General features: G+C 68.6%; 21 protein-coding genes and 3 pseudogenes. 12 read left to right on the plus strand and 12 right to left on the minus strand.

Annotation, left to right across the window (positions count from 1 at the left end):
* Positions 1-358: 358 nt before the first annotated feature.
* The 6 genes and pseudogenes from ACH47Z_RS44470 to ACH47Z_RS44495 form a co-directional block, all read right to left on the minus strand.
* Positions 359-823, minus strand: a complete 465-nt coding sequence (locus tag ACH47Z_RS44470) for an RICIN domain-containing protein (protein WP_399085475.1) — start codon at positions 821-823, stop codon at positions 359-361.
* A gap of 515 nt (positions 824-1,338) precedes the next feature.
* Positions 1,339-1,704, minus strand: a pseudogene (locus tag ACH47Z_RS44475) (transposase); the annotation flags it as partial.
* A gap of 213 nt (positions 1,705-1,917) precedes the next feature.
* The gene (locus ACH47Z_RS44480; protein ID WP_399085478.1) at positions 1,918-2,403 is read right to left on the minus strand and encodes a hemerythrin domain-containing protein; all 486 of its coding nucleotides are present in this window, start codon (positions 2,401-2,403) and stop codon (positions 1,918-1,920) included.
* Between the two features lie 147 nt (positions 2,404-2,550).
* Positions 2,551-4,203, minus strand: coding sequence for an oxidoreductase (locus ACH47Z_RS44485; protein ID WP_399085481.1), 1,653 nt, complete (start codon positions 4,201-4,203; stop codon positions 2,551-2,553).
* Between the two features lie 111 nt (positions 4,204-4,314).
* Positions 4,315-5,310, minus strand: coding sequence for an IS630 family transposase (locus tag ACH47Z_RS44490; RefSeq protein ID WP_399085484.1), 996 nt, complete (start codon positions 5,308-5,310; stop codon positions 4,315-4,317).
* A 398-nt stretch (positions 5,311-5,708) separates the two neighbouring features.
* Positions 5,709-6,419 carry a hypothetical protein gene (locus tag ACH47Z_RS44495; RefSeq protein ID WP_399085487.1) on the minus strand — a complete coding sequence of 237 codons (711 nt, stop codon included), beginning with the start codon at positions 6,417-6,419 and terminating at the stop codon, positions 5,709-5,711.
* A gap of 103 nt (positions 6,420-6,522) precedes the next feature.
* Between ACH47Z_RS44495 and ACH47Z_RS44500 the strand changes: the two are divergent.
* Positions 6,523-6,636: pseudogene (locus tag ACH47Z_RS44500) on the plus strand (IS630 family transposase); the annotation flags it as partial.
* Positions 6,637-6,699: 63 nt separating this feature from the next.
* On the opposite strand, the gene ACH47Z_RS44505 reads toward ACH47Z_RS44500, so the two are convergent.
* On the minus strand, positions 6,700-7,491 hold the full coding sequence (locus tag ACH47Z_RS44505; protein WP_399085490.1) for a transglutaminase domain-containing protein: 792 nt from the start codon (positions 7,489-7,491) through the stop codon (positions 6,700-6,702).
* A gap of 159 nt (positions 7,492-7,650) precedes the next feature.
* Here ACH47Z_RS44505 and ACH47Z_RS44510 point away from each other — a divergent pair, with 159 nt between their 5' ends.
* From ACH47Z_RS44510 to ACH47Z_RS44520, 3 genes are all read left to right on the plus strand, one after another.
* Complete coding sequence (locus ACH47Z_RS44510) at positions 7,651-8,466, plus strand: class I SAM-dependent methyltransferase (protein WP_399085563.1); 816 nt, start codon at positions 7,651-7,653, stop codon at positions 8,464-8,466.
* A 227-nt stretch (positions 8,467-8,693) separates the two neighbouring features.
* A complete protein-coding gene (locus ACH47Z_RS44515; RefSeq protein WP_399085493.1) occupies positions 8,694-9,191 on the plus strand; it encodes a hypothetical protein in 498 nt (165 codons plus the stop codon).
* Between the two features lie 1,514 nt (positions 9,192-10,705).
* On the plus strand, positions 10,706-11,419 hold the full coding sequence (locus ACH47Z_RS44520) for a hypothetical protein (RefSeq protein WP_399085496.1): 714 nt from the start codon (positions 10,706-10,708) through the stop codon (positions 11,417-11,419).
* Between the two features lie 300 nt (positions 11,420-11,719).
* On the opposite strand, the gene ACH47Z_RS44525 is transcribed toward ACH47Z_RS44520, so the two are convergent.
* On the minus strand, positions 11,720-12,814 hold the full coding sequence (locus ACH47Z_RS44525; protein ID WP_399085499.1) for an ISAs1 family transposase: 1,095 nt from the start codon (positions 12,812-12,814) through the stop codon (positions 11,720-11,722).
* Between the two features lie 306 nt (positions 12,815-13,120).
* On the minus strand, positions 13,121-13,822 hold the full coding sequence (locus ACH47Z_RS44530) for a hypothetical protein (protein WP_399085502.1): 702 nt from the start codon (positions 13,820-13,822) through the stop codon (positions 13,121-13,123).
* 36 nt (positions 13,823-13,858) lie between these two features.
* Here ACH47Z_RS44530 and ACH47Z_RS44535 point away from each other — a divergent pair, with 36 nt between their 5' ends.
* The 3 genes from ACH47Z_RS44535 to ACH47Z_RS44545 all read left to right on the plus strand — a co-directional run bounded on the left by ACH47Z_RS44535 (position 13,859) and on the right by ACH47Z_RS44545 (position 15,914).
* Complete coding sequence (locus tag ACH47Z_RS44535; RefSeq protein ID WP_399085505.1) at positions 13,859-14,368, plus strand: CGNR zinc finger domain-containing protein; 510 nt, start codon at positions 13,859-13,861, stop codon at positions 14,366-14,368.
* A 525-nt stretch (positions 14,369-14,893) separates the two neighbouring features.
* A complete protein-coding gene (locus tag ACH47Z_RS44540; protein ID WP_399085508.1) occupies positions 14,894-15,322 on the plus strand; it encodes a hypothetical protein in 429 nt (142 codons plus the stop codon).
* A gap of 184 nt (positions 15,323-15,506) precedes the next feature.
* Positions 15,507-15,914, plus strand: coding sequence for a nuclear transport factor 2 family protein (locus ACH47Z_RS44545; protein WP_399085511.1), 408 nt, complete (start codon positions 15,507-15,509; stop codon positions 15,912-15,914).
* A 123-nt stretch (positions 15,915-16,037) separates the two neighbouring features.
* Here the strand turns inward: ACH47Z_RS44545 and ACH47Z_RS44550 are convergent, their stop codons facing one another.
* Genes ACH47Z_RS44550 through ACH47Z_RS44560 form a run of 3 tightly spaced genes read right to left on the minus strand, consistent with a single transcriptional unit; the run spans position 16,038 to position 18,157 of the window.
* Positions 16,038-16,331 carry a DUF1330 domain-containing protein gene (locus ACH47Z_RS44550; RefSeq protein WP_399085514.1) on the minus strand — a complete coding sequence of 98 codons (294 nt, stop codon included), beginning with the start codon at positions 16,329-16,331 and terminating at the stop codon, positions 16,038-16,040.
* Positions 16,332-16,364: 33 nt separating this feature from the next.
* On the minus strand, positions 16,365-17,798 hold the full coding sequence (locus ACH47Z_RS44555; RefSeq protein ID WP_399085517.1) for an MFS transporter: 1,434 nt from the start codon (positions 17,796-17,798) through the stop codon (positions 16,365-16,367).
* Positions 17,795-18,157 (minus strand): MarR family winged helix-turn-helix transcriptional regulator, encoded by a 363-nt coding sequence (locus tag ACH47Z_RS44560; RefSeq protein ID WP_014173936.1) that lies wholly within the window; start codon positions 18,155-18,157, stop codon positions 17,795-17,797. The genes ACH47Z_RS44555 and ACH47Z_RS44560 overlap by 4 nt, the downstream gene beginning before the upstream one ends.
* Positions 18,158-18,330: 173 nt before the next feature.
* On the opposite strand from ACH47Z_RS44560, the gene ACH47Z_RS44565 reads away from it, so the two are divergent.
* The 5 genes and pseudogenes from ACH47Z_RS44565 to ACH47Z_RS44585 all read left to right on the plus strand — a co-directional run bounded on the left by ACH47Z_RS44565 (position 18,331) and on the right by ACH47Z_RS44585 (position 21,859).
* Positions 18,331-19,068, plus strand: a complete 738-nt coding sequence (locus ACH47Z_RS44565) for a hypothetical protein (RefSeq protein ID WP_399085520.1) — start codon at positions 18,331-18,333, stop codon at positions 19,066-19,068.
* A gap of 108 nt (positions 19,069-19,176) precedes the next feature.
* A pseudogene (locus ACH47Z_RS44570) lies at positions 19,177-19,479 on the plus strand (transposase); the annotation flags it as partial.
* A gap of 124 nt (positions 19,480-19,603) precedes the next feature.
* Positions 19,604-19,741 carry a nuclear transport factor 2 family protein gene (locus tag ACH47Z_RS44575; RefSeq protein WP_399085523.1) on the plus strand — a complete coding sequence of 46 codons (138 nt, stop codon included), beginning with the start codon at positions 19,604-19,606 and terminating at the stop codon, positions 19,739-19,741.
* 158 nt (positions 19,742-19,899) lie between these two features.
* Entirely contained in the window at positions 19,900-20,586 is a 687-nt protein-coding gene (locus tag ACH47Z_RS44580; RefSeq protein ID WP_399085526.1) for an NADPH-dependent F420 reductase, read from the plus strand.
* Between the two features lie 160 nt (positions 20,587-20,746).
* Complete coding sequence (locus tag ACH47Z_RS44585; RefSeq protein WP_399085529.1) at positions 20,747-21,859, plus strand: DNA alkylation repair protein; 1,113 nt, start codon at positions 20,747-20,749, stop codon at positions 21,857-21,859.
* The last annotated feature ends 91 nt before the right edge of the window (positions 21,860-21,950 follow it).

A 21,950-nucleotide genomic window follows, 5' to 3' on the forward strand; every position in this document is an offset into this window, starting at 1 on the left:
GGACAGATCAATCGAGGACGGGTAGACAAGCACGCGAAACTCATGGCGGACACGGGTGATCTCGGTCGAGAACCCGTCTACCAGGAGCTTCGTCGCTGCGCAGGACTGTGCAACTCGCGGTCAGAACCGACAGCCTGGAAACGGCTCAAGGCCGTTGGACGTGATGTGCTCCTCGGGGTGAACCCCGAGGAGCACATCAAGCAGTGCAGGTCGCCGGGCCGAGGCGGGTCCGCATCAGCCCTTCGGCTAAGTCGGGTTCGGCGCCACCGGCGGGCACTTCGGCGCCGGTCCGCTCTCGCGCAGGCCGACGCGGAACTCGGCCAGCGGTGTGTTCAGCGCACGGCCGGGCCGGGGACGACTACTTCCATTCCTGATAGTCGCCGGCGTTCGCCGGCTCCCCGTACACCTCGTGGTTCCAGTTACTGTCGAGGTACCACCCGGTGGCCTTGTTCTTCAGCTTCCAGTGCCCGTCCGACTGACGCTCCTCGTACCAGCGCTCCCAGTCGTTGCCCCTGCAGCCTTCCAGGTACACGTCATGGTCCGAGTACATCGTCAGGCAGACATCCTTGCCCCCGGCCTTCTCGAACCAGCTGCCGTCGCTGTTCTGATAGTCCGCCCAGTCCTGGTTCCCGCCTCCACACGAGTTGGTCTGGACCTCGACGAGGTTGCCAAAGGCGTCGGTCACGTACTCAAGGCAGTAACCGGTATGAACGTCCGCCCACGTGATGCCGCTGCCGGCAAAGGCCTGGGGCGAGACGCCCACAACAATGGCCGGGATCGCGGCCGCCGTCATCAAAGCCTGGACTATTCGCTTGCTACGCATCGGTGTTTCCTGCTCCTCCGTGATTGCTGCCTACCGCACCTGACCCGTCCTCAGAACGTGTCGTGCAGCAGGGCGGTCAGCCTGGTTCACCGCGCGCTCTCTGCCCTCGCGGCGACCGGCCTGCGGCGAACCTAATGTCAGGTGTCGCGTCGGCGAGCACCTCAAGGGACGCCGAGGTCTCCCCTGGGACGCGGCGGGATGGTGACAGCACGTCACGCACGGCAGCTGCAGATCGTGATCTTCAGGCCGTCGTCGCTGGTCAGCAAGGTGGCTTGCGGGCACGAAGGCCGGCGGCTTCCACCTCAGCCCCCCGGCCGACCGAGGGCTGTGCCACGAGGCCTCCCTGGGACGCATCCCACGGCACCTCCCATCCCGGGATGCGTCCCAGGGACACGCGAAGTCTGGAGGGACGCTGCGCGGACGGCAGTTGAGGTGCGGCTTCTGAGGGCAACCCCCCGGCCCGCCCGGCGATGAGGGCAGAAACGATGGCGGCGGGGGTGCCTCTGTGTTTTTCGTCAAGCGCTGCGTGCGGTTCTGGGTTCGCAGAGGGTGCCGTCTCGGAGCATCGCGAACAGCACGCTGATGCGGTGGCGGGCCAGGCGGAGCAGAGCCTGCTTGTGGGTCTTCCCGCGGCCCGGCAGCGGTCGTAGTAGCTGCAGCTGCGGGAGGCGGGATCGTGCAGGGCAGCGAACGCGGACGGGCGCCGCCCGTTTGAGCTGTCGGCTGCCGCCCGTGGCGCGTGTCCGCCGTGGATCGAGGTCCCCAGAGGATTTCGTGGTCGGGGCGAGGCCGGCGCAGGAGGCGCGATGGGCGGCGGTGGGGAAGCTGGTCCGACGGTGACGAGCAGGACATGGTCCAACGGCTAGGAGGGCCACGGCCGCGAACTGGTGCCGCACGTCGTCCGAGCCGGTATCGCCCTGCATCTGGCCTGCACGAAATGAGGTTGGATAAGGCTCACTCCCCCGCAGCGACGTGACTTGCTGCGCGCGTGACCGGCAATTACCTGGCCTCGGTTCTCCGCACGAGCTGTCCGAGGCTTACAAGCTCATCGCCTGATCACGCCCCTCGCCGGGAAGAACCACGACCATAGCGATTCATGCCATACCGAACCGGAAGACCATGTCGGGCCAGTCGGTGTCAGGTACTCCGCCGTCGAGCGCCTCGCTGATGGTCCGCTCTTCATAGCTGAAGTGGGATTCCATGATCGCCGCCAGTCCGTCAAGCTCACGGCCGATCGCCTCCAGGACCGGGCCACGCGATTCGACAGCCCTGAAAGCGAGTTCACGCACCCGGGACAGGATCGAAGCGATCATTCCGTGATCCTCGACAAGGTTCGTGACCGTCGCTGCGAGATCCGGGTGTTCGCGCAGCAACTGGGAGAACATCCCGTCGTCCTCGCCCTGATGGTGCGACGTCAACGCGGCACAAAAGGCCAGGCAATGGGTGACAAGTGCCTCGTCGCTCAACTGTTGGTGTCCGAGACTCGTCCTGATCTCGTTGATCTGGCGACGCAATTCCTGATGTGCTTGTGACAGCTGCAGACTCAAGGCGGCTACACGGTCGCCGTCGCGGGAAGCCACGGATGGCGGTCCCCTCGGTTCCGCATCTCCATGCCTGACGCAGTCCGCCACCGGCACGCGATGTTGCCGCAATCTGATCACGCAACCCGGCGGCACGGCAAGCGCGCTGCCGGCCCGTGTGCGCCAGCCGCAGAGCGACCTGTCATCTCAAGGCCGCACCAGGATTCGTGTGACCCCCGCGAACAGCGTCGTGGCCAGCGTCCAGCCACTGATGATCAGCGCATAGGCCAGGACCTGACCGGATCCGCTCGGATTCCACGCACCCGACTGACCGAGGCTAACCACCGGCACTAAAAGGTCGAGCGTGTAGGCGACGGCGTTGAAATGCGGGCCACCCGCGCCCAGCGGTGCAGGACGGTGGGACGCGAAGTAGACCGATCCGACGGCGAGCAGGCCCAACAACCACAGCCCCGCCAGCCACGGCCGATACCCGTACCCGACCGTTGCGTCCTGGAGAAAGCCCCACACTTTCGCCAGCACGCCCGCCGCCTCACGTCGCCGCCGCTGCTGAGCCAGCAGCACCCGCCGTGACTCGCCGTCACGCCCCACCGCGCGGTAGCACGCAGCCAACCGCTCATACGGCTGAGGCTGATACGCGTCACGAGCCAGCCACGGCAGTCGCGTCCCGGCCGCCGGCAACGGCATCAGTTCGTCATAGACAAAACCATCCAGGCGCAGCTTGACGGGCCAGGACGCGGCGTCGTCCTCGAACGTCGCAGTCCGTGCCCGCCGCAGATCCAAGCTGTGCGCGGTGAACCCCTCATTGCAGACCATCGCCCCCTCGACGCGCGCGCCGGAGGCGTCGAGCGTGCCCAGTCGCGCGCCGCTCAGCGTCAGCGGGCCGACGACGCGGGCCAAGGCGAGCCGGACCGCGCCCGAAGCCGTGACGCCCGACAGGTTGACACCGCCCTCGACCGAAATGTGATCCGCGCGCAGCGCCGTTCCGCCGCGGTCGTCCACCAGGTTGGCGTCGGGCAGCATGAGCCCGCCCTTGATCGTGGCGCCGCTGAGGTCGACACCGCCGATGACGGTGAACCGGTTCTTCGCTCGGGTGTTGCCACGGCGGGCGAAAATGCCGGTGTCGACGCGCAATCCCTGCGCCAGCAAGGCGGGCGTGGGCGGGCGGTTGGGCTCCTCGTGGGTGATCCGAGCGCCGTCCAGATGCAGGTAGCCGCCTATACGCGCGCCCGGGAGCCGAAACTGTCCGTCGACGACAACGTCGTGGCAGTACATCGCAGTATCGACGACGAGCAGGTCGCCGTAGACGGCGGCGCGTGGCGGCGTCCAGTCGACGTCGGGGTCCGGTGTCTCGGGCGGGGGCGCGGTGATCGTGGTCCCGCTGATCTCGATCTCGAAGACGCGCGCCGCGTAGAGGCCGATCCTGCCGAGGCGGCAGCCCTCCACCTGAAACTCGCCGCGGATCTCCGCGCGCGAGGCTTCCAGCCCAGTGAGGTAGCAGCCGCGCAGGCGCACACTGCGAGTCTCGGCTTCGGAGAGGTCCAGGTCGTCGTCGAAGGAGCACCGCTCGAAGTCAAGTGCGTAGGGGACTTGTGTGTGGGCGAGCGAGAGTCGTCCGAGAACACGGACGCCGGCCAGTTTGACGCCCGCGCCACCGCCCGCATCAGGCCCGCTGCCGTTCAGCAGAGCGGCGATCACCTCGGCGCGGACGTCACGGGTACGCGGCCAGGACGTCGCCTTATCGGGACCGTCGTCGGGTCCGGAGCGCAGGTCGACCAGGCCACCGGTGGGGAAAGCGTGCCAGAGTCGCGCCTCGGTGCTCGTCAGCGTGGTGATCTCCAAGCTACTCACGGCACTTGAGCATCGCCGCGCTGGGTCGGCGGCGCAAGGGGATTGCCCGCTGTGGCCCTACGGTCGCGGCGGGCAAGTCTCCGACGACGGCGTCCCGTGAATTCATGGCGGTAGCGGGTTGAAGGTCAGGCCGGTCTCCGCGACGAAGCCGTCGAGGACTGCGGGCCGGTACTGAAGGCGCTTGAGTCGGTTGCGAATCAGCGTCCCCAGCGCATCGACGGTGAGCGCGGCCAGGTTGGCCAGGCTGCGTTTGACGTGGGACCACACGCCCTCGACCGGGTTCAGGTCCGGGGCGTAGGCCGGAAGGAGTACGACGGTCAGCCAGGCCCGTTCGGCGATCATCTGATTCATGGTCGCCGAGACGTGGGTATTCAGCCGGTCCCAGACCAGAATGATCGGGGCTCTCAGCTGCTGGTGGGCGGCGTCGATCAGCCCGATGCAGTCGCATTCGGATAAGGAACGTCGCTCGTTCTTGCGGCGGCGGTGGATGCGCAGCCGGTAGAGCAGCCTCGTGCGCGCCCCGGGACGGACGGCGATCAGTCCGGCGATTGACACACGCCCGGAGCCGCGCCCGGCCACCCTCACGATCGGCGTCTGGCCCCGCCGTCCCCAGGTTCGGCCGCGCGGCGGCGTCAGATGCTGGCCTGCCTCGTCCTCGAAGCAAACGAAGGCGCCGAGCGCGGCCTGCGTCCGTATCGCAGGCCACGTTGTTTCCTGCCAGGCGGCAACCGCGATCTCGTCGCGCTGGACGGCCCGTCGCGCCGGCATCTGCGGGGTGAAGCCGAGCCGACGGATCAGCCGGGCTGCCGCGTTGGCGCTGTAGGAGACATGGAACTTGCGGCCGATCAGCTCGGCGACCCGAGCCCCGGTCCACACCTGGTCCTCGTCCCAGCCGAACGCCGCCGGGCCCTCATCCAGCATCAGGGCCAGCTTGGCCTGCGACTTCGTACTGAGCTTGCACCGCTGCCCCAGCGGGCCCCGGCTTGCCAGCGCCACCGTCCCGCCGCGCTCGAAATCCGCCCTCCACCGGTACACCGACCGCACCGTCACCCGCAGCCGCTCGGCGATCTCCGAAGGCGTGACGTTCTCGACGAACATCGCGGCCGCCTGCATCCGCAAAGCCTCGCGGCGCGCCCGCCCCGCGGCGTTCAGCCCGCCGCCTTGCGCGTATCTCACACCAACGACATAGCGCCGTCGTCAGTAACTTCGCTGTCGAAGGACATCCGTCTCTCAACCGCCCCCACCAGCAAGATCACCATCTACGGCTGGAGTACGACAGGCCCGGCTCCCTGACATCCGGGCGGGGGCGGAACGCCCTGCGACAGCGCGGGTGGGAGAGAACGCGCAGGCAGCCCTTACTGCTGACGGACCGACCACACTGCGAGCCGCCTGAGCCGCGAACTCGGGCGGAGGTGTCTGCGCAGGAACCCGCCTGGGCCACTCTGAATAGCGCACCACTCACCCCGACCCGAGGAGTCGCAGGCATGGTTCGTTGCCTATAGACGGCCTGCTACGAGGAGGACGACTGCTCCCAGGGCGGCTGCGCCCACGCCAGTGGCCAGCGAGGCCAGCCAGGCACGCCACCAGCGCGGGGCCCGGCCGGCCGGGCCCTCCCGACCGGGCTCGGCCCACAGATAGGCCGCGAACCCCGCACCCGTGACGAGAGCGGCGAGAACCCAGGCGGCGCCCTCGGCCAGGCGGTGCCGGCGCGCGGTCAGCATCCGGGCCAGGATGGCGCCCCCCGCGAACAGCGCCAGGAACCTGAGCCATGTCCACGGGGTGAGCAGTACGGAGGTGACGGGCAGCAGCAGGCTCAGGCCCCCGGCGCCGTAGGTGGCGTCGAACTCGTGGAACCGCACCGCCCGGGCGGCGGGGCCCGCCGCCCGGGTCACGGTCGCCCGGACGTTCTGGTCGGCCTGGTCGGTGCCGGGGACGAAGCCAGCCGGGTGGTAGACGTAGCTGTGGTCGTCGAGCAGGCCGGTACTCCAGCGCACGGTGACGTCGATGCCTTCGGCGTCCGTCTGCACCGTGTGCGTGCGGCCGGCCTTGATGTCCGCCACCAATGCGCGCGTCGACCCATGGGCCGGTACGACGCGCAGCAGTGTGGTGATGAACGACAGCAGCAGCACCAGGAGCAGCGCCCAGCGGGCTAGACGCCACATCCGGTCGGGCCAGGCGTCCGGAGCCTTGCTGACGCGCTCGGTCATCTCAGTTCACCTCCATGGTCCAGTGGTAGGTCTGGTACACGCTGGTCAAAGCGTGGCCCCGCCTGAAGTCCGGGTATCCGAAATGGACCAGGGAGGCGGTGCCCGAGCCCTGCACGCCTACCTGCGCTGGCGCAACGTCAACCCCCGCCACCCCGACGTGCTGGCAGTCCAACGCCGGGAGCGCGCCTGCATCCGTAGGGAGAAAGGACTCCGCTGAGGTGGCAGATCTGCCCTCGCCGCATGATCCAGCATCTCGGCGATCCTCTTTGCCGACATGGCGCTAGAGTCCGGCGGCTCGTCGGCCCAGGACGGGCTCGGCCAGGAGTCTCGCCGGGCCACAAAGGGTCTGGCCGTACTGGGCGAAAAGCTCGTCTCGGGAGTCGAAGCGCCCAAGATCCCTGAGCAGGTACGCCGAGAGATCGCACGAACCGTCCGACGCGGGGCAGGCCGTGGTCCCGTCCCAGTCGACGCTCGTCCTGGACAGCGCCTCGAAGAGCGTCTCCGGACCTGCGTTCGTGAAGCCGCCACTGATCCGTCCACGCGGCTCGCCGGCACCGCCGAAGAGCTCGGACACCGGCAGCCAGGGTGCGGCGGCGTGATCGGCCTCCGACAGCCCGTCGACGCGGAACTCCGGCCAGGCCAGCACTACTTGGTTGGGAACAAGCCGACGTAGCCGGGGGAAGCGTGCGTACCAGAATGTGCCGTCCACGACCAGGCCACGCACCCGGGAGGGAACGCCCCACACCCGCGCAACCGCTTCCAGTACGGCCATCCGCTGACTGCAGGAGCCGCGGCCGAGCCGCAGAACCTGAGATACCGGTCGCGCCTCCTCCACCGAGTACACCGGGCGTACCTCTGCGGAGATCCACCAATGTGCGCGGCGGAGGGCCGCCACCTTCGCTGCGGGTCCCTTCCCTTCCTGGACGGCCATACCGATACTCCGCACGGCAGACCAGACACGCGGATGTCCCCAATCGAGAATCCGCGTCGGCACCGTTCCCCCGCACGCACCATGGCGGCCGGCCACGGCCTGTCGAGCCCGCCCACACGGCATCAGCAGCCTACTCACCATGTCTGGTCCCTCCTGCCCCGATTGCGGCCCAGTCTCCCAACTTTTTTGAACACGTTCAAGTGTGACTGGCTTGGCGAGTGCCGACCAGGTGAACCTTCTCGGTCACGGCACTAGGCTGGCGCGGTGACTGATGAGCAGGAGCGGGTGCAGCCGTCGGGAGTGTGGGCCACGGCGGTGGGAGTGGCCAGGGTGCGGGCGCTGGAGACCGAGCGGGAGAACGCGCTGTTCCGCGACCCACTGGCACAGGCCTTCGCCACCGCTGGCGGCCTGTGGCCCTCCTCGCCGCCGCTGCCCGATGACGAGGCCGCGCGACGCCGCTGGCTGGGCGTGGCGTTCTCCATCGTCATCCGGACGAAGTTCCTCGACGACCTGTTGCAGCAGGCCTCCGCGTCCGGGATCCGGCAGGTCGTGCTGCTCGGCGTCGGCATGGACAGCCGGGCCTTCCGGATGGACTGGCCCGAGGGCACCCGGCTGTTCGAGGTCGACACCGCCGCGCCACTGGACTTCAAGGCTTCGGTGCTGCGCCAGGAGCGGGCCGTCGCACGCTGCGAGCGGATCACCGTCGCGGTGGATCTGCGGGAGGACTGGCCAGGCGTGCTGGCCGCCGCAGGGCACGACCCGGTGGTGCCGACCGTGTGGATCGCCGAAGGACTGCTGATCTATCTGCCCGAGGACGCGGTGGAACTGCTGCTGGCCCGGATCAGCGCGCAGTCGGCGGCAGGCAGTCGGATGGGGCTGACGTTGGGCTCGCGCGGTGTGATCGAGCGCTTCGGCGCGGACGCCGTGCCGGGATCGGCGGCGTCCATGTGGGTCTCGGAGATGCCCGACGACCCGGTGGGCTGGCTGGCCGGGCACGGCTGGGAGGCCAGCTGCCACACCCTGCGCGAGCGCGCTGCCGCATACGGCCGCCCGATCAGCACCCCGCCGCAGCGCGAGGAGCGGCCCGGCGGACTGATCTCGGCGGTCCGCCGGTAGAGCGCCTCCTCCCGGTTCCCCACCGAGGACGTAAGTACCTGACCGGTGTCAGTTCTCATCGACATTTTCCGGCCCTGTGACCACCAAGTGCTGCCCGGACTCGGTGATAAACGGTGTCGCACGTCAGGTTCTGGTCCAACTTCTGTGGAGCTCTCACCCTCTGTGAAGTCTAGGAACTGGATGGCTCCTCGCGACTCGTTGACATACCTGTTTGGGATCATGCCCGCATGGACTTCGACCTCGCCCCACCAATCGGCGTTGGCCCGCTACGGATCGGTATGACTCGGCAATCGGCCAACACGGCGCTGGACTCGCTCCGCGATCTCTCCGCGGTCTCGGAGTCCGACCGGCCGGGTCAGCATGTCTTCCGTCCCAGTGGATTGATGATCAGCATCCACTGCATGCGAGACATGCTCGAAGCCGTTGAGCTCGGGAGGCCGTCGACTCAGACAGACCGAGTCATCTTCCGGGGCCTGGACGTGTTCGCGATACCGGCCCGCGAGCTGGTGCATCGCATGAGCGAGTACACCTCGATCGAGGCAGCCCCCGACGACCCAGCGTCTTTCATCGGCTCTGACCTGCTCCTGAGCTTCTGGCGCCCGTTCGCAGCCGACGACAAGCCAGAGGATGAGCAGGGCTACTTCTTCAACTCAGTCCTGCTCGCACGGCCTGGCTACTACGACACCCCTGCTCAGGCTGCGGAGCGACTCCGGCAGAGCTCGTGACGGACCCAGCAGGATGCCAGCAGGACTCGTTTCCGTAAGAGGCTGGAGCCGGCCCTGCAGTACATCTGACCCTTGATCATTTTGATGCGGTTGACGCGGCCCTTGAGGACGCCGGAGCTCCACGGCAGTGTGAGGCCGGCGGTGACGGCGGCGAGATCCCGTTCGAGGCCGTTGACGAAGGTGTGGGGGCTGGGCAGGTCGTCGGCGCAGACCGCCTTGATCCACTGCGGGAGCTGGTCGCCCTGGGCTGAGTGAGCATCTTCCCGATCGCGCGGACGTGCCCGGCGAGGGCCTCCAGTTCAGGGCAGCCGGCGAGGACGGTTTTGAGCTTCAGGCGCTCGCTCTCCGGCAGGGTGTCGGGGTGAGTCAGGATCCAGCCGGTGACCGTGCGCGGGGACGGCGGGCCGGCTGCGCTGGTGCGGTCGAGGTTGTGCGATACGGCTGGAGGTAGGCGCGGACGGCTCCGTAGCCGCCGGTGTAGCCGTGCGTCTTGATCTCTTCCCAGAGGGTCCAGACGTTTGTGCAGCACTGGTTCAGGCGGCTGACATGGCAGCGAAGTTCGCGGGACGGGGTGGAGGGGAGGCAGGCGCGGCTTCCGGTTGAGCATGAGGTGTTGAGTCCTCATCGCCACGATGGAAGACCATGTCTGCCCGATCATCATCGTCAATGCCAACTGGCCTGGGCCAGCTTGCCGCTGGCCGGTCTGCCGGGTCCGGGGAGCACCCGCACCTGCTCGACTGCCTCGCGACGGTGCCCGATCCGCGCCGGGCCAAAGGCCGCCGCCACCTCCCTATCGGCTCGGGAGTGAGCGTGGAAGCCCGAACCAGGGCAGCACGCTGTTGTCGAATCGGGTCATGGCGTTGATGCGGTCGCCAGCAAGTGTTACCTGGTGCTGGCCAAGCGGGTCGGAGCGGTGGTACGGCCGGCACGCGTCGTTTCGCCTTCCACGATCGTGGACGCGTTCAAGGTCGGGCGTCGGCGCCTCGATGTGGACCTGGTGGTGGCGAATGTCCGGCGTTGGGCGTGGACGAGGCCGGAACGGCCCGCTGGCGCGTGGCCTGCATCAAGGTGCCCGGGTTGGCCAAGACCGGTGGACCGGCCGGGGTGTTCGGTCAGCTGCCCGCCGACCCAACGAGCGCTCGATGCGCCTCGCGGCGAAGCTGGGGTTCACCGAGGTGCAACTGTACGAGGATTGGGGCACCGAGCAGGGATTCGGCATGTGGTCCCCGGTCGTGCTGTCCGACTGAGGTCGTGCTCGTGTCCGCACTCATCGCGATGAAGCCGGGCGAGCGCGAGGAGATCAATCGAGGTTCAAAGATGGGGTGGGACGGCGCGCCGTCGAGGTGGGGCCTGCAGGTGTCAAGCCGGCCTTGGCGGATTCCTCCACCCGGGCCCGAGTGGCGAAGAACGTTGTGGTTCTTGCAAGTTCAGGCGGCTGAACTGGAGCATCTTCTCGCGAGAGGGGCGCTGACGGTCCTTGGCCCACACATGGCCCGCAGGCCACACTTGGACCCGTGACGATCAATGGTGGCAGCGGGGCAATCGACCCCTGGGCGTTCCTCCTGGAAACGGACTGGAGCAGCGTCGAGCACTGTTGCCCTAACGTAGCCCCGGCGACCCCCGTCATTCTGGCGGGGCTACTGGATGGCGACGAGGATGTTCAGCGAACCGCCGTACACGACCTCAGTCAGGCCGTGACACACCAGAACAGCATCTATGGCGCCACCGCCCCGGCCGCTCGCTTCGTCATCGAGATCCTTGGCCACTCCCGAACGATGACCTCGGGGGTCTACTTCCACGAGGAACGCCGCCGACTTATGCGTGCGGCCCTCCTGCAATGGCTAGGTGACCTCGCTGACGACGCGACGTACGACGAAGACGGCCCGGGAGAACCTGACGATGTCGCCGCGGTGCGTGCCATCCTCCCGCTGATCTACGAGGCGGCGCAACCGTACCTTGTTGATGCGGACCTTCTGATCCGGGAAGCTGCGGTTCACGCAGCTGCGATGGCGCTCGCCGCGCCTGAGCTGGCCATACACATCCCGGAGTTCGTGCCGCTGGTACGCAGCACGCTTAGCACCAGCGAGTACCGGGGCTACCGATACCTCGCTGAGCGGTGCCTCGTGACCTGGGGTGTAGAGCCCGGCCCCCTACCCGACCCACGGATCTCGGCTCCCGAACCAATGGATCCCTGGGCGGACGGCTACTCCGACGACCCGCCATTCTGACCCCAGGGGGTACCGCGACGCACCAGGCGTCACCGACGGCAGTTCCGCCGAACTGGTGCCCCTCCTGCCTGCCTGCTCGCACCGCCGCCGCCAGATGTGCAACGGCTGACGCGAGGGCTACCGAGATCGAGCAGCGGCGTGCCAAGGGCCCGCCGGAGGGGCCAGCGGCAGGGGCACTGTCGGAGGGGCGGCGCGAGCAGTTGAGGACATCGACCCCTGGTGGTGCCCTGCCTGGCCGGTGGAGTGGCAGCGCGCCTTCCACCTCGTCCGGCTGCACCTGGAGGCAGGGCTGGTGCGTTCTCAGGTTTCAAGATCGAGTAGTTGGAGTGCGTGGTCGGTTCGTGACCGGTAGTGGTCGGTTGCGGCGATGTTCGTCCAGCCGGCCTGGCGGACGAGGCCGATGGCGAGGTTGCGGAGGGTCGCCACCGCTCGGGGTGCGGTGCCGGTGCGGACGCGGGAGGCGTCCTCGGCGAAGGTCACATCTCTCACGTGGTGCAGGGCTTCCACCCGCCAGTGCCCGCGGATCAGTTGTGCGAGCTGGGCCGGGGTTGCCCGGGCGGGGGTGCGGCTGGTGATCGCGTAGATCGTTTTGACGGTCGTCTTGCCGGTCTTGCCGTTCGTGCGACGGCGCTTGATCTCGATGGCCTGGACGGCGTGCGGGAAGAGGAGGCCGGGCTGGACGGTGCAGACCTTCAGACGGCGGATCTCGCGGCGGCCATGGTCCTTGTCCCGGGTGCGGTGCTGGAGCGGAATCTCGCGCCAGGGCAGTCGCCGCAGCTGTCGGCGGAGCTTCTTCTGATTCCCTTTCACGACCAGGATGTAGTGGGCACCCTGGGCGGCGATCTGATCGGCGTGATCGGTCTGCGTGTGCATCGCGTCGGCGGTGATGACGTGCCCGCGCAGGTCCAGCCGTTCCAGCAGCGGGGCTAAGGCGGGGATCTCGTTACTCTTCACGGCGATCTGCCGCTGTGAGATCACCGTCTGGTTCTCACGCAGGACGGCGGCGAGCAGGTGGATGGCGCTCTTGCCGCCGTCGCGGCTGCCGCGCACGGCTTTGCCGTCGACGGCCAGTCCCACCAGCTCGGGTGGATCGGCTTCGACGGGATCACGGGAGTGCCGGGCAAGCCAGGCACCCACGGCGTCATCAAAGGCGTCGCCGTCGATGCGAGACAGCAGGCGGCCCAGGGTGGTGGCGCACGGAAGACGGGCCAGCCCGATCCGTTTGCGCACCTGAGGGGTGGAGTCGATGGCGAACCATGCGATGCCGGCCAGCGTGGTGGCCCCGCCGAGGACCGCGAGCAGGCACAGGGCCAGCAAAGAGACCAGCCGGTAGCAGCGGCCTCTTGCGCACCGCGGATCGGGAAGCCGGTCCAGGACCGTCGACAACGAGGTCAAATCGGGCAGTTCCGTGGGTGGGCAGGACAAGTCGATGTCTTGGCGATGGCGTTGTAGGACATCGATCAGGGAGGATGACACGCGAACGCGACCCCTGTTCGTGATCAAAGGCTTCGACAACCTTGATCATCGGGGGTTGATGGCGCTTCTTGAAGCTCCGCGCACGGTGCTCAAGTGTGGGACAGCCCTGCTTCGTTGAGTTCCCCACCTCCGACGGCGCGTGTCGAGACGGCGGAAGCGGGGTCCGTGCGTTCGGCAGTCCGCTTGGTCACGTGCCCTCGCGGGGACGTGCATGACGAGGTGCCGTCAAAGAGCGCGTAGCAGCCAGGTCAGTTCCAGTTCGCGGGCGGTCAGGCCGGATGTCTCGCGGAGCATGTCGGTTTCGGCTCCAGGGGGCAGTTCGCCGGCGAGAGTGAGGGCCGCTGCTGCCGTTTGTGGGCGGGCGCCGAGGGATGCTCGCAGGTGGTAGGACCGGCGCAGCTGGGCGATGCCCTGTTCCCGGTCCTGCTCCAGGAGATGGGCTCCGATGTGGCGTACGGCGTAGGACTCCAACAGTGCGTCGTCATGTTCCCTGGCGTGCCCCAGTGCCTGCCGGTAGGCCGTTTTGGCGGCGTCGGGATCCTTGTCGATGTTGTCGGCGAGCACTCCGAGCCAGAACGTGGCCCAGCCGGTCAGCCGTCGGTCGGCCGTGGCGGTGGTGAAGTCCTCGCGAGCCTGCTGCAGGTCTTCTGGGAGCGGCTCCAGGCTGAACAGCAGCCGGGTGTAGCGGATCTGTGCGGTGAGGTATCCGGCGAGTACGGGGTCGGACGGCTGGAGTGCGCTGACCGCCTCCTCGGCCGCCGCGGCGCCGTCCAGTCTCCACCAGTATCGGTCCACCAGGATCTCGGCCCGCTCCGCCACCGCGTCCGTCGGCAGCACGGCGAGCGCCTCGTCCCACCGGCCCATACGGTGCAGCATTCGCGCGACGGCGGTCCCGCCGTCCATCATGTAGGCGGCATCAGTAGTCATGATGCCTACTCTTCAGGCTGAGAGGTAGGTGGTCAAGTGCGTTACGTCGACTACATCGGGAATCTGACCCGACTTGCGGTCGAGATCGTCAACGGCGACGACCCGAGCGAGCTGCGCCGGGAGATGTTCCGCCAGCACCGGATCGCCGAACCGGACCCCGAGCGGCTCGGCGAGTTCCTGCCCAGGCTGCTCGGCGCGGTGGAGGCCGCATCCCATGGCGGGCCGCTCGGCCCCGTCAATGCCCTGCTGGAACAGCACCCGCCGCTTGTCCGGGTCGACGACCACAACGGCGAAGGCTCGCCACATCTGCACTTCGCTCCCAACGGCGAGGACGCCGTGAGCTGGCTCGGGCGCAGTTGCTCCGCGGCACTCGCGCACGTCGTCTGCGGCGACCCGGCCGTGACGATCGGCCGCTGCCACGCTGTCGACTGCGAGCGCTTCTACGTCGACGACTCCCGCAACCGCACCCGGCGGTTCTGCTCCAACGCCTGCGCCAGCCGGACCACCGTCGCCGCCTACCGTGCCCGCCGCAAGGCTGGAGACTGACCCGGCGCGGTCGCCCCTCACAGATCGTCAATCGCTCTTCAATCCACGCCTTCCCCACATCGTTGCTGAGCGAACGACCTGGGCGAAGAGCAGCCCTGGCTGAATTCCGGTCCGGAGATCCCCATCAGGGTCGCGTTCGTCGCCTCCAGCCCGGACACCCCGGACCGTCTCGGCACGCACGCGCATGATCAGCCCATCTCGCCAAGCGAGAACGCATCAGCCCTGACCTGTCGATCCGGTTCGGAAAGCTCAACCACTGCACCCTGGACGAGAACAACCCCGTCGGCGCGAAGTGCCTCGAAGTCGCCATCGCGCCCCAGGACACCGAGGGCCACACATCGACCGCTGCCAGCCCGCACGCTGCAGCAACAGCATCATTGCCCCCGAGCACCTGCCAATCTGGCAGGCCGAGCACGCCTCCCTGACCCAACTCCGGAGCCTCCCCGCACTCCCGGCGAACCGCAAAGCCCTGATCGACCAGCAGATCCGCGACGTCGAGATCGCGCTCACCAAGGCCGGAGGAACATGACCGCCCCAACCCGGCCCGGCCTCTCCGCCACGGCCGAGAAGGCCCTTCGAGAGGCCATGGAACGGCTCTTCACTGGTCGGCCCATCCGCACCGACGGCAAGCTCACCAAGCAGAACCTCTGGCGGGAAGCCGGCGTGAGCCGAGCCACCATGAACCGCGCAACCGCGGTACTTGCTGACTGGGAGAACCGGGTCAGCCGAAGCACTGCGCGCAAGCACGACCAGAAGTTGACCGAGGAGATCTCCCGCCTGCGGCGTCGGCTGAAGGACAACCACCTCGAGCGGCAACGGCTCCAAGACGAGGTCGACGCCGCGGCCACTGTGATCGCTGCACTCCTCGCGGAGAACGCCGCACTTCGCGAACGGCTCGGCAATCGGTCAGCAGTGGTCATCCCACTGGGCCGCACTCAGGCCGCTCGAGAATGAGACTGTCTGGTCTGAGGTGGTTGAAGGCCACACTCCTCGAGGCGTCGATGCAGCCGAACTCCAGCACAACGGCGTTTGGCCAGGCCACCGCGCCAATCAGGTGCCAGTCTGACCACCGGCTCGAATCCGAGCCAGTACCTGATCGGCCAACTCCTGCGGGGTCAGCTCGCCGTCCAGGACCACGGTGTCGCTGGACAGGGTGTCGGCCGCGGCATGCACCAGCGCCGGATCCGCTACCCCTTGCTACGACCTGCTGGCCGAGGACGTGGTCTTCGAGTACGTGATCACCGTGCCGGGCTACCCCCGCCGGGTCGAGGGACGCCAGGGAATCATCGACCTGTACAGCAACTACGGCGACTACATCACGCTGCGCAGCGCGGACAATCTCCGCGTCCACCACGACCCCAAGACCTCGACGGTCGTCCTGAAGTACGAAGTCCACGGCACATCGGTGGTGACGGGACGGCCCTACGACAACCGCTTCGTCTCCGTCGTGACCATCAAGGACCGCAAGGTGACGCACTGGCGCGACTACCTGGACCCCATCGCTGTATTCGACGCACAGGGATGGCCGCAGGACCGCTCCTCGTAACAGCCGCCGCACCCTGCGGCGCGGCCCCATCTCCCAGCCGCCGAGTACCTGAGGCCCGTCGTTCGCCCACGTCTGCCGAACGCCGACGCGGACGGCTTCAGTGAAGATCCGACTGGACCTCGGTCAGTCGATGCCTTCGACGATGCGGAAGTCGCGCTCGACGCCGTCGGAGAGGGCGACCAGCGCCTCCTGGTAGGCCGCGCTCTCGCGCGCCGCGACGGCCTGCTCGAAGCTGTCGAACTCGACCAGGATGGTGCGCTCGGCGATTCCGGCGTCATGCGCCACGACCCGACCGCCGCGGACGATGGTCCGGCCGCCCCCGGCCTCGACGGCCGCAGCGGCCAGCTTGTTGTAAGCAGCCAGCTTCTCAGGGTCCGAAATGGTGCGGTAGACGCTGACCCAGTAGCCCTTGGGCATGGCACCTCCAGTGTTGTAATAAGTGTGTCTAGCTTACGAGTTGGTCTCGGACGAGCGTCGGCGGGCGAGAGCGAGGCTTGTCAGCGTCGTGATCGCCATGGCGCCGATGCCGACCAGCGCCGCGGTGGTGTAGGCGCTGTCGTCGGGGAAGAGGCGGCCGGGGCCGGTGCCCGCGGCGAGGATCAGGCCGCCGATGGCGCTGCCCAGGGAGTACCCGACGCTGCGGACGACGTAGTTGAAGCTCATGGCGCTCGACGTCTCGCTCTTGGGGGTGACGGCCAGGATGACGCCGGGCATCGCGGCCGAGAAGCCGCCGACGCCGAAGCCGAGCACGCCCATCGCCGCGAACAGTTCGGCCAGGTCCGACCGGGCCGCCGCGAACAGGGCGAACCCGCCGCCGACCACGACGGCGCTGCCGGCCAGGAGCAGGGGGTCGGCGATCCGCGTCCGGACCCGCGGCGTGAGCTTGCCGGCGACGAACCCCAGCACCGAGAACGGGATGAGGACCAGCCCGGCGACGAAGGTCGTCAGCCCGAAGCCGTAGCCGGCGCCGTGCGGCGTCTGCGCGTACCGGGTGATGAGCGTGAGCAGGAGGTACATGCCGATCCCGCCGACGAACATGGCGAGGTTCGCCCCGGCGACCGCCGGGTGCCGCACCGCCCGCACATCGACCAGGGGCGTCGTGCTGCGCAGCTCGATGACGGCCCAGACGCAGAGCAGCACCACCGCGACGACGGCGAGGCCCGCCGCCACGGCGAGGTGCCGGCTCCACAGATTCCGTTCGCCGGCGAGGAACAGCACCAGGAGCAGCGCAGCGGCCAGGACGACCGCGCCTGCCACGTCCACGTGGGCGGAGCGGCCTTCGGGGGCTTCGGGCATGGAGCGCCACGCGGTCAGGAGAGCGGCGGCGGTGACGACCAGGCCGAGGCCGTAGGCGGCCCGTACCCCGCCGAGCTCGGCGAGCAGTGCGGCCAGCGGGTAGCCGACGCCGGCCCCGATGATCGAGACCACCGAGATCAGGGCGATCACGGCCGCGCTGCGCTCCTCGGGGAGGTGGTCCCGGGCCACGCCCATCATCAGCGCCGTCAGCCCGAGCCCGACGCCCTGGGCCACCCTGCCGGCCAGCAGCCACGCGAACGGCAGTGGCAGCACGGTGAGCGCGCTGCCGGCGACGACGACCGCCAGCGTGGCGAGGATCGTGGCCCGCCGGTGCGGGCCGGCTCCGAGCCGGCCCAGGACCGGCGTGGCGACGGCGCCGCTGAGCAGCGCGACGGTCAGCGTCCACTGCGCGCTGCCGAGCGAGACGTGGAACGAGGTCGCCACGCTGGTGATGAGCGGCGTCCCGAGGCTGGCGACCGCCGCCACGACCAGAGCGATGAACATCAGGGCGGGGACCAGCAGCCGCGCCTCGGAACGCGCCACCGGGAACGCCTTCACCGTGACCCCGCCGACCGGCTGCCCGGTCACTGCTTCGGCCCTTCGCGGTCCTGGCTTTCGAGCTCTGCCAGATGCTTCAGCGCCGGAAGGGCCGCCACCAGCGCCTCGACCTCGTCGCCGGTGAGCTCGCCGATCAACCGCTCGAACGCGTGGACGCCCGCCTGGCGCCGCGTCCGGACATAGGAGGCGCCGGCCTCGGTCAGGCACACCAGCGTGACCCGCTTGTCGGACGCGTCGCCCCGCCGCTCGACCAGGCCGGACTCCTCCATCACCCGGACCAGGGCGGTCATCGCGGGCTGGGTGACGCCCTCGACCGCGGCCAGATCGGTGATGCGCCGCGGGCCGGTCCGGTCCAGGGTGGCCAGGGTGGCGGCGGACGTCAGGCTCATGTCCCGGGGCAGGCGTCTCGTGGCCCTGGTGGCCAGGCCGTAGAGGGCTGCCCCGATGGCGGCGGACGCGCCAGGAGCGGTGTCTTGACGACTCATGCTCGAAGCATAGCACTTTTATATTTATAGTTTATGGGAATGGTCGACTGGCGTGGGTCCGCGCCGTCTTGGAGGCCATGGCCCACCACGCGCCGGAGGTGATGGACGAGCTGGTTGCCGCCGAGTGGGCGGAGCGCTATGGGCGGCCGGTGCGCCTGTGGTCCCAGCCCAGCCATCCCGTCGCCCGGCTCGCCCAGGTGGGCGCCGACGCTCGCGAACTGCTCGGGCGCCTCCATGTCCGCTTCCCCGGCAGCGCCCTCCCGGCGCAGGCCGAGGTGCTCCGGCAGATCCTGGTGCAGCACTTCCTGGTCGACGGGCGCGGCAGGTTCCGGCCGCGCACCGAGCGCGATGGCCGGCCGCCGTCGCGGGTGCGGATCGAGTCGCCGCATGAGACCGAGGCCCGCTGGACGCGGCGCGGCGACACCCGCTGGACCGGCTACCTCGTGCACGTGACCGAGACTTGCGACGCCAAGCGCGTCAACGTCATCACCGACGTGGCCACCGCCGTCTCCGGCGCGGACAGCCAGGCCCTGCCCGGCATCCATGCCCGCCTCCGGCGGCTGCGGCTGCTGCCCGGCAGCGTCTGGTCGACGGCGGCTGCACCTCCGTCGCCGGCATGGACGACGCCGCCCGACTGCACCGCGTCACCCTCATCGGGCCGCTTCCGCCCAGCACCACCCCGCAGCACCGGGCCGGCGACGGCTTCGGCCGGGAGAACTTCATCATCGACTTCGACCGGCGCGAGGTCACCTGCCCCAACGGGCAGGTCAGCGGCAACTGGAAGGACCTTCCGGTGCAGAAGCCGACCTCGGTGACGGTCCGGTTCGACGCCCGCCAGTGCGGCCGCTGCCCCGAACAGGCCAAGTGCACGCCGGGAGCGTTTCGCAGCCTGTACTTCCCGACCCGCCGCCTGCACGAACTCCAGGTCAAGAACCGCGCCGACCAGCAAGGATCCGGGCTGGCGCCGGCTCTACGGGCTGCGCTCGGGGGCCGAGGGCAGCATCGAGGAGTTCGTGGACGGCCACCGCGGACGCCGGTGCCGCTACCGCGGCCTCGCGAAGACGCACGTCCAGCACGTCCTGACCGCACTCGCGATCAACGTCGAGCGGCTGAGCCTTCAAGAACCCGCCGGCGGCCCCTACCGGCCGCGCCCGCCCACGGCGTTCCAGCAGTACCTCGACAAACGAGGACTACCCCAGCCCCTGTGGTGGAGGCAGGGTAAATGACCCCGAACCTCAAGATTCCCGACAGAGTCACATCACGCTGCGCAGCGCGGACAATCTCCGCGTCCACCACGACCCCAAGACCTCGACGGTCGTCCTGAAGTACGAAGTCCACGGCACATCGGTGGTGACGGGACGGCCCTACGACAACCGCTTCGTCTCCGTCGTGACCATCAAGGACCGCAAGGTGACGCACTGGCGCGACTACCTGGACCCCATCGCTGTATTCGACGCACAGGGATGGCCGCAGGACCGCTCCTCGTAACAGCCGCCACACCCTGCGGCGCGGCCCCATCTCCCAGCCGCCGAGTACCTGAGGCCCGTCGTTCGCCCACGTCCGCCGAACGCCGACGCGGGCGTACGGCAAACCGTCATCAGCCACACCCGGTCCTCTCGGACCGTCGACCATTTTTAGGGATCACCTTGAAGATCGCAGTTCTGGGCACGGGCATGGTCGGCCGTGCCATCGCGGGCCAGCTGAGCACGCTCGGCCACGACGTGCTCATCGGCACGCGTGATGTGGAGCAGACCCGTGCGCGCACCGAGTCTGACTTGCTGGGCAACGTGCCCTTCGCCCAGTGGCAGCAGGCGCACCCGGCCGTGCGGCTGGTGCCGTTCGCCGACGCGGGCGCCCACGGGGAAGTCATCGTGAAAGCCACCCAGGGTGCCACCACCCTGAGCGCGCTCGATGCGGTGGGCGCTGAGAACCTGTCCGGGAAGGTGCTCCTGGACATCGCGATGCCGCTCGACCTGTCGCAGGGCATGCCGCCCACTCTGACGGTGGCGAACACCGACAGTCTCGCCGAGCAGATCCAGCGCGCCTTCCCCGAGACACGTGTTGTGAAGTCGCTGAACATCATGCCCGCTGACATCATGGTCGACCCGAGCCGGATCCCCGGTGAGTACAATGTCTTCGTCGCGGGTGAGGACGCCGACGCCAAGGAGACCGTCAAGGCTCTGCTGCGCGAGGTCGGCTGGCCCGACGGGGCGATCCTGGACCTCGGCGGCATCCGTAGTGCGCGCGGGGCGGAAATGTACGGGGTACTGATCTTCACGGTGTCGGCCGCGCTGGACACGAACGACTTCAACCTCGCGATCGTATGCAAGTAGCAGCTCGCCACTCGGTGAGAACGACTCTGGGCGATACGTCGGGCCGCCGGTATCACCGGCGAGACGGCGAACACACCCGTCCAGGCCACGATCGGCCGCAGTAGCGTCAGCCTGCAGCTCACCACCGTGCTGCACCAACCCATATGACGAAAGAGACCGCATGCCATCCGCCGACGAGCTCATCGGCCGCCACGCCGCCGAAAGCCTTCTACGCGCCGTTGAGACCGCCGCCCCGGACGCCGACCTCGCATCACTGCGCGCAGCGCCACGCCAGATCACCCCGCTGTCCCTCCGGGAACGCGCCGACCTGCTGCGCGATGCCCTGCTGGCGGACCTGCCCGGCGACTACGCCGCGCTGGCCCGGACCGTACGCACCGCCCGGGACAACACCGCAGACTTCACCGGATGGCTGATCTGGCCGGTCACCAGCGCGATCGCCACCCGTGCGGTCCAGGAAGACAGCACCGCCGCCTTCGACGATGCGATGGCGCTGCTCGCCGACCTCACGGGGCGTCTCACCTCGGAGTTCGCCATCAGGACACTGCTGCGGCACGACCTCGACCGGGCCCTGGACATCATCAGCGGCTGGACCGGATCGACCGACGCCCACGTGCGCAGGCTCGCCTCCGAGGGGACCCGCCCCTACCTTCCCTGGGCGGTACGGGTATCGGACATCCAGGCCCGCCCCGGAGCGACCGTGCCCATCCTCGACGCCCTCTACCGCGACGAGAGCGACTACGTGCGCCGCTCGGTCGCCAACCATCTCAACGACCTCAGCCGGGACCACCCCGACCTCGTCGCCAACACCGCGCGCCGCTGGCTGGACGAGTCCGACGCAGCCACCGAACGCCTCGTGCGCCACGGGCTGCGCACACTCGTCAAACGCGGCCACCCCGCAGCCCTGGACCTGCTCGGCTTCGCCCCCGCGGCGGTGGAGATCGACGGACCTCACCTCGACCACACCACCGTCCCGCTCGGCGGCAGCGTCCACTTCACCGCCTCGATCCGCAACTCCGGTGACAGCGAGGCACGACTGGCCATCGACTACATCGTGCACCACCGCAAGGCCAACGGCGGCCAGACCGGCAAGACCTTCAAACTCACCACCCGCGCCCTCGCACCGGGTGAACAGATCCAAGTAGCGCGGGAGCACTCGTTCCGGCCGATCACGACCCGCCGCTACTACCCCGGAGCTCACGCGATCTCCCTGCAAATCAACGGAGTCGAATCAGCCCGTGCGGACTTCGTCCTGGCCGACACGGGCACACCCTGACTCCAAGACCTCTGGTCTGCTGTTGGTGGGGGCGTTTTGACGTTGTGCGTGGGCTGGGGTTTCGCAGTTGAGTAGGTGATCTTCCGGTTGG

Origin of the sequence: Streptomyces sp. NPDC020192 (genome assembly GCF_044388685.1) — a bacterium.
Classification (GTDB): domain Bacteria; phylum Actinomycetota; class Actinomycetes; order Streptomycetales; family Streptomycetaceae; genus Streptomyces.

Coding starts and splice junctions, on each gene's coding strand:
- ACH47Z_RS44495 (WP_399085487.1), bottom strand. CDS start 6,419: ATGACCGAGCGCGTCAGCAAGGCTCCGGACGCCTGGCCCGACCGGATG.
- ACH47Z_RS44585 (WP_399085529.1), top strand. CDS start 20,747: ATGCCATCCGCCGACGAGCTCATCGGCCGCCACGCCGCCGAAAGCCTT.
- ACH47Z_RS44515 (WP_399085493.1), top strand. CDS start 8,694: ATGGACTTCGACCTCGCCCCACCAATCGGCGTTGGCCCGCTACGGATC.
- ACH47Z_RS44560 (WP_014173936.1), bottom strand. CDS start 18,157: ATGAGCCTGACGTCCGCCGCCACCCTGGCCACCCTGGACCGGACCGGC.
- ACH47Z_RS44470 (WP_399085475.1), bottom strand. CDS start 823: ATGCGTAGCAAGCGAATAGTCCAGGCTTTGATGACGGCGGCCGCGATC.
- ACH47Z_RS44540 (WP_399085508.1), top strand. CDS start 14,894: ATGACCGCCCCAACCCGGCCCGGCCTCTCCGCCACGGCCGAGAAGGCC.
- ACH47Z_RS44505 (WP_399085490.1), bottom strand. CDS start 7,491: ATGGTGAGTAGGCTGCTGATGCCGTGTGGGCGGGCTCGACAGGCCGTG.
- ACH47Z_RS44490 (WP_399085484.1), bottom strand. CDS start 5,310: ATGTTCGTCGAGAACGTCACGCCTTCGGAGATCGCCGAGCGGCTGCGG.
- ACH47Z_RS44550 (WP_399085514.1), bottom strand. CDS start 16,331: ATGCCCAAGGGCTACTGGGTCAGCGTCTACCGCACCATTTCGGACCCT.
- ACH47Z_RS44565 (WP_399085520.1), top strand. CDS start 18,331: ATGGCCCACCACGCGCCGGAGGTGATGGACGAGCTGGTTGCCGCCGAG.
- ACH47Z_RS44530 (WP_399085502.1), bottom strand. CDS start 13,822: ATGACTACTGATGCCGCCTACATGATGGACGGCGGGACCGCCGTCGCG.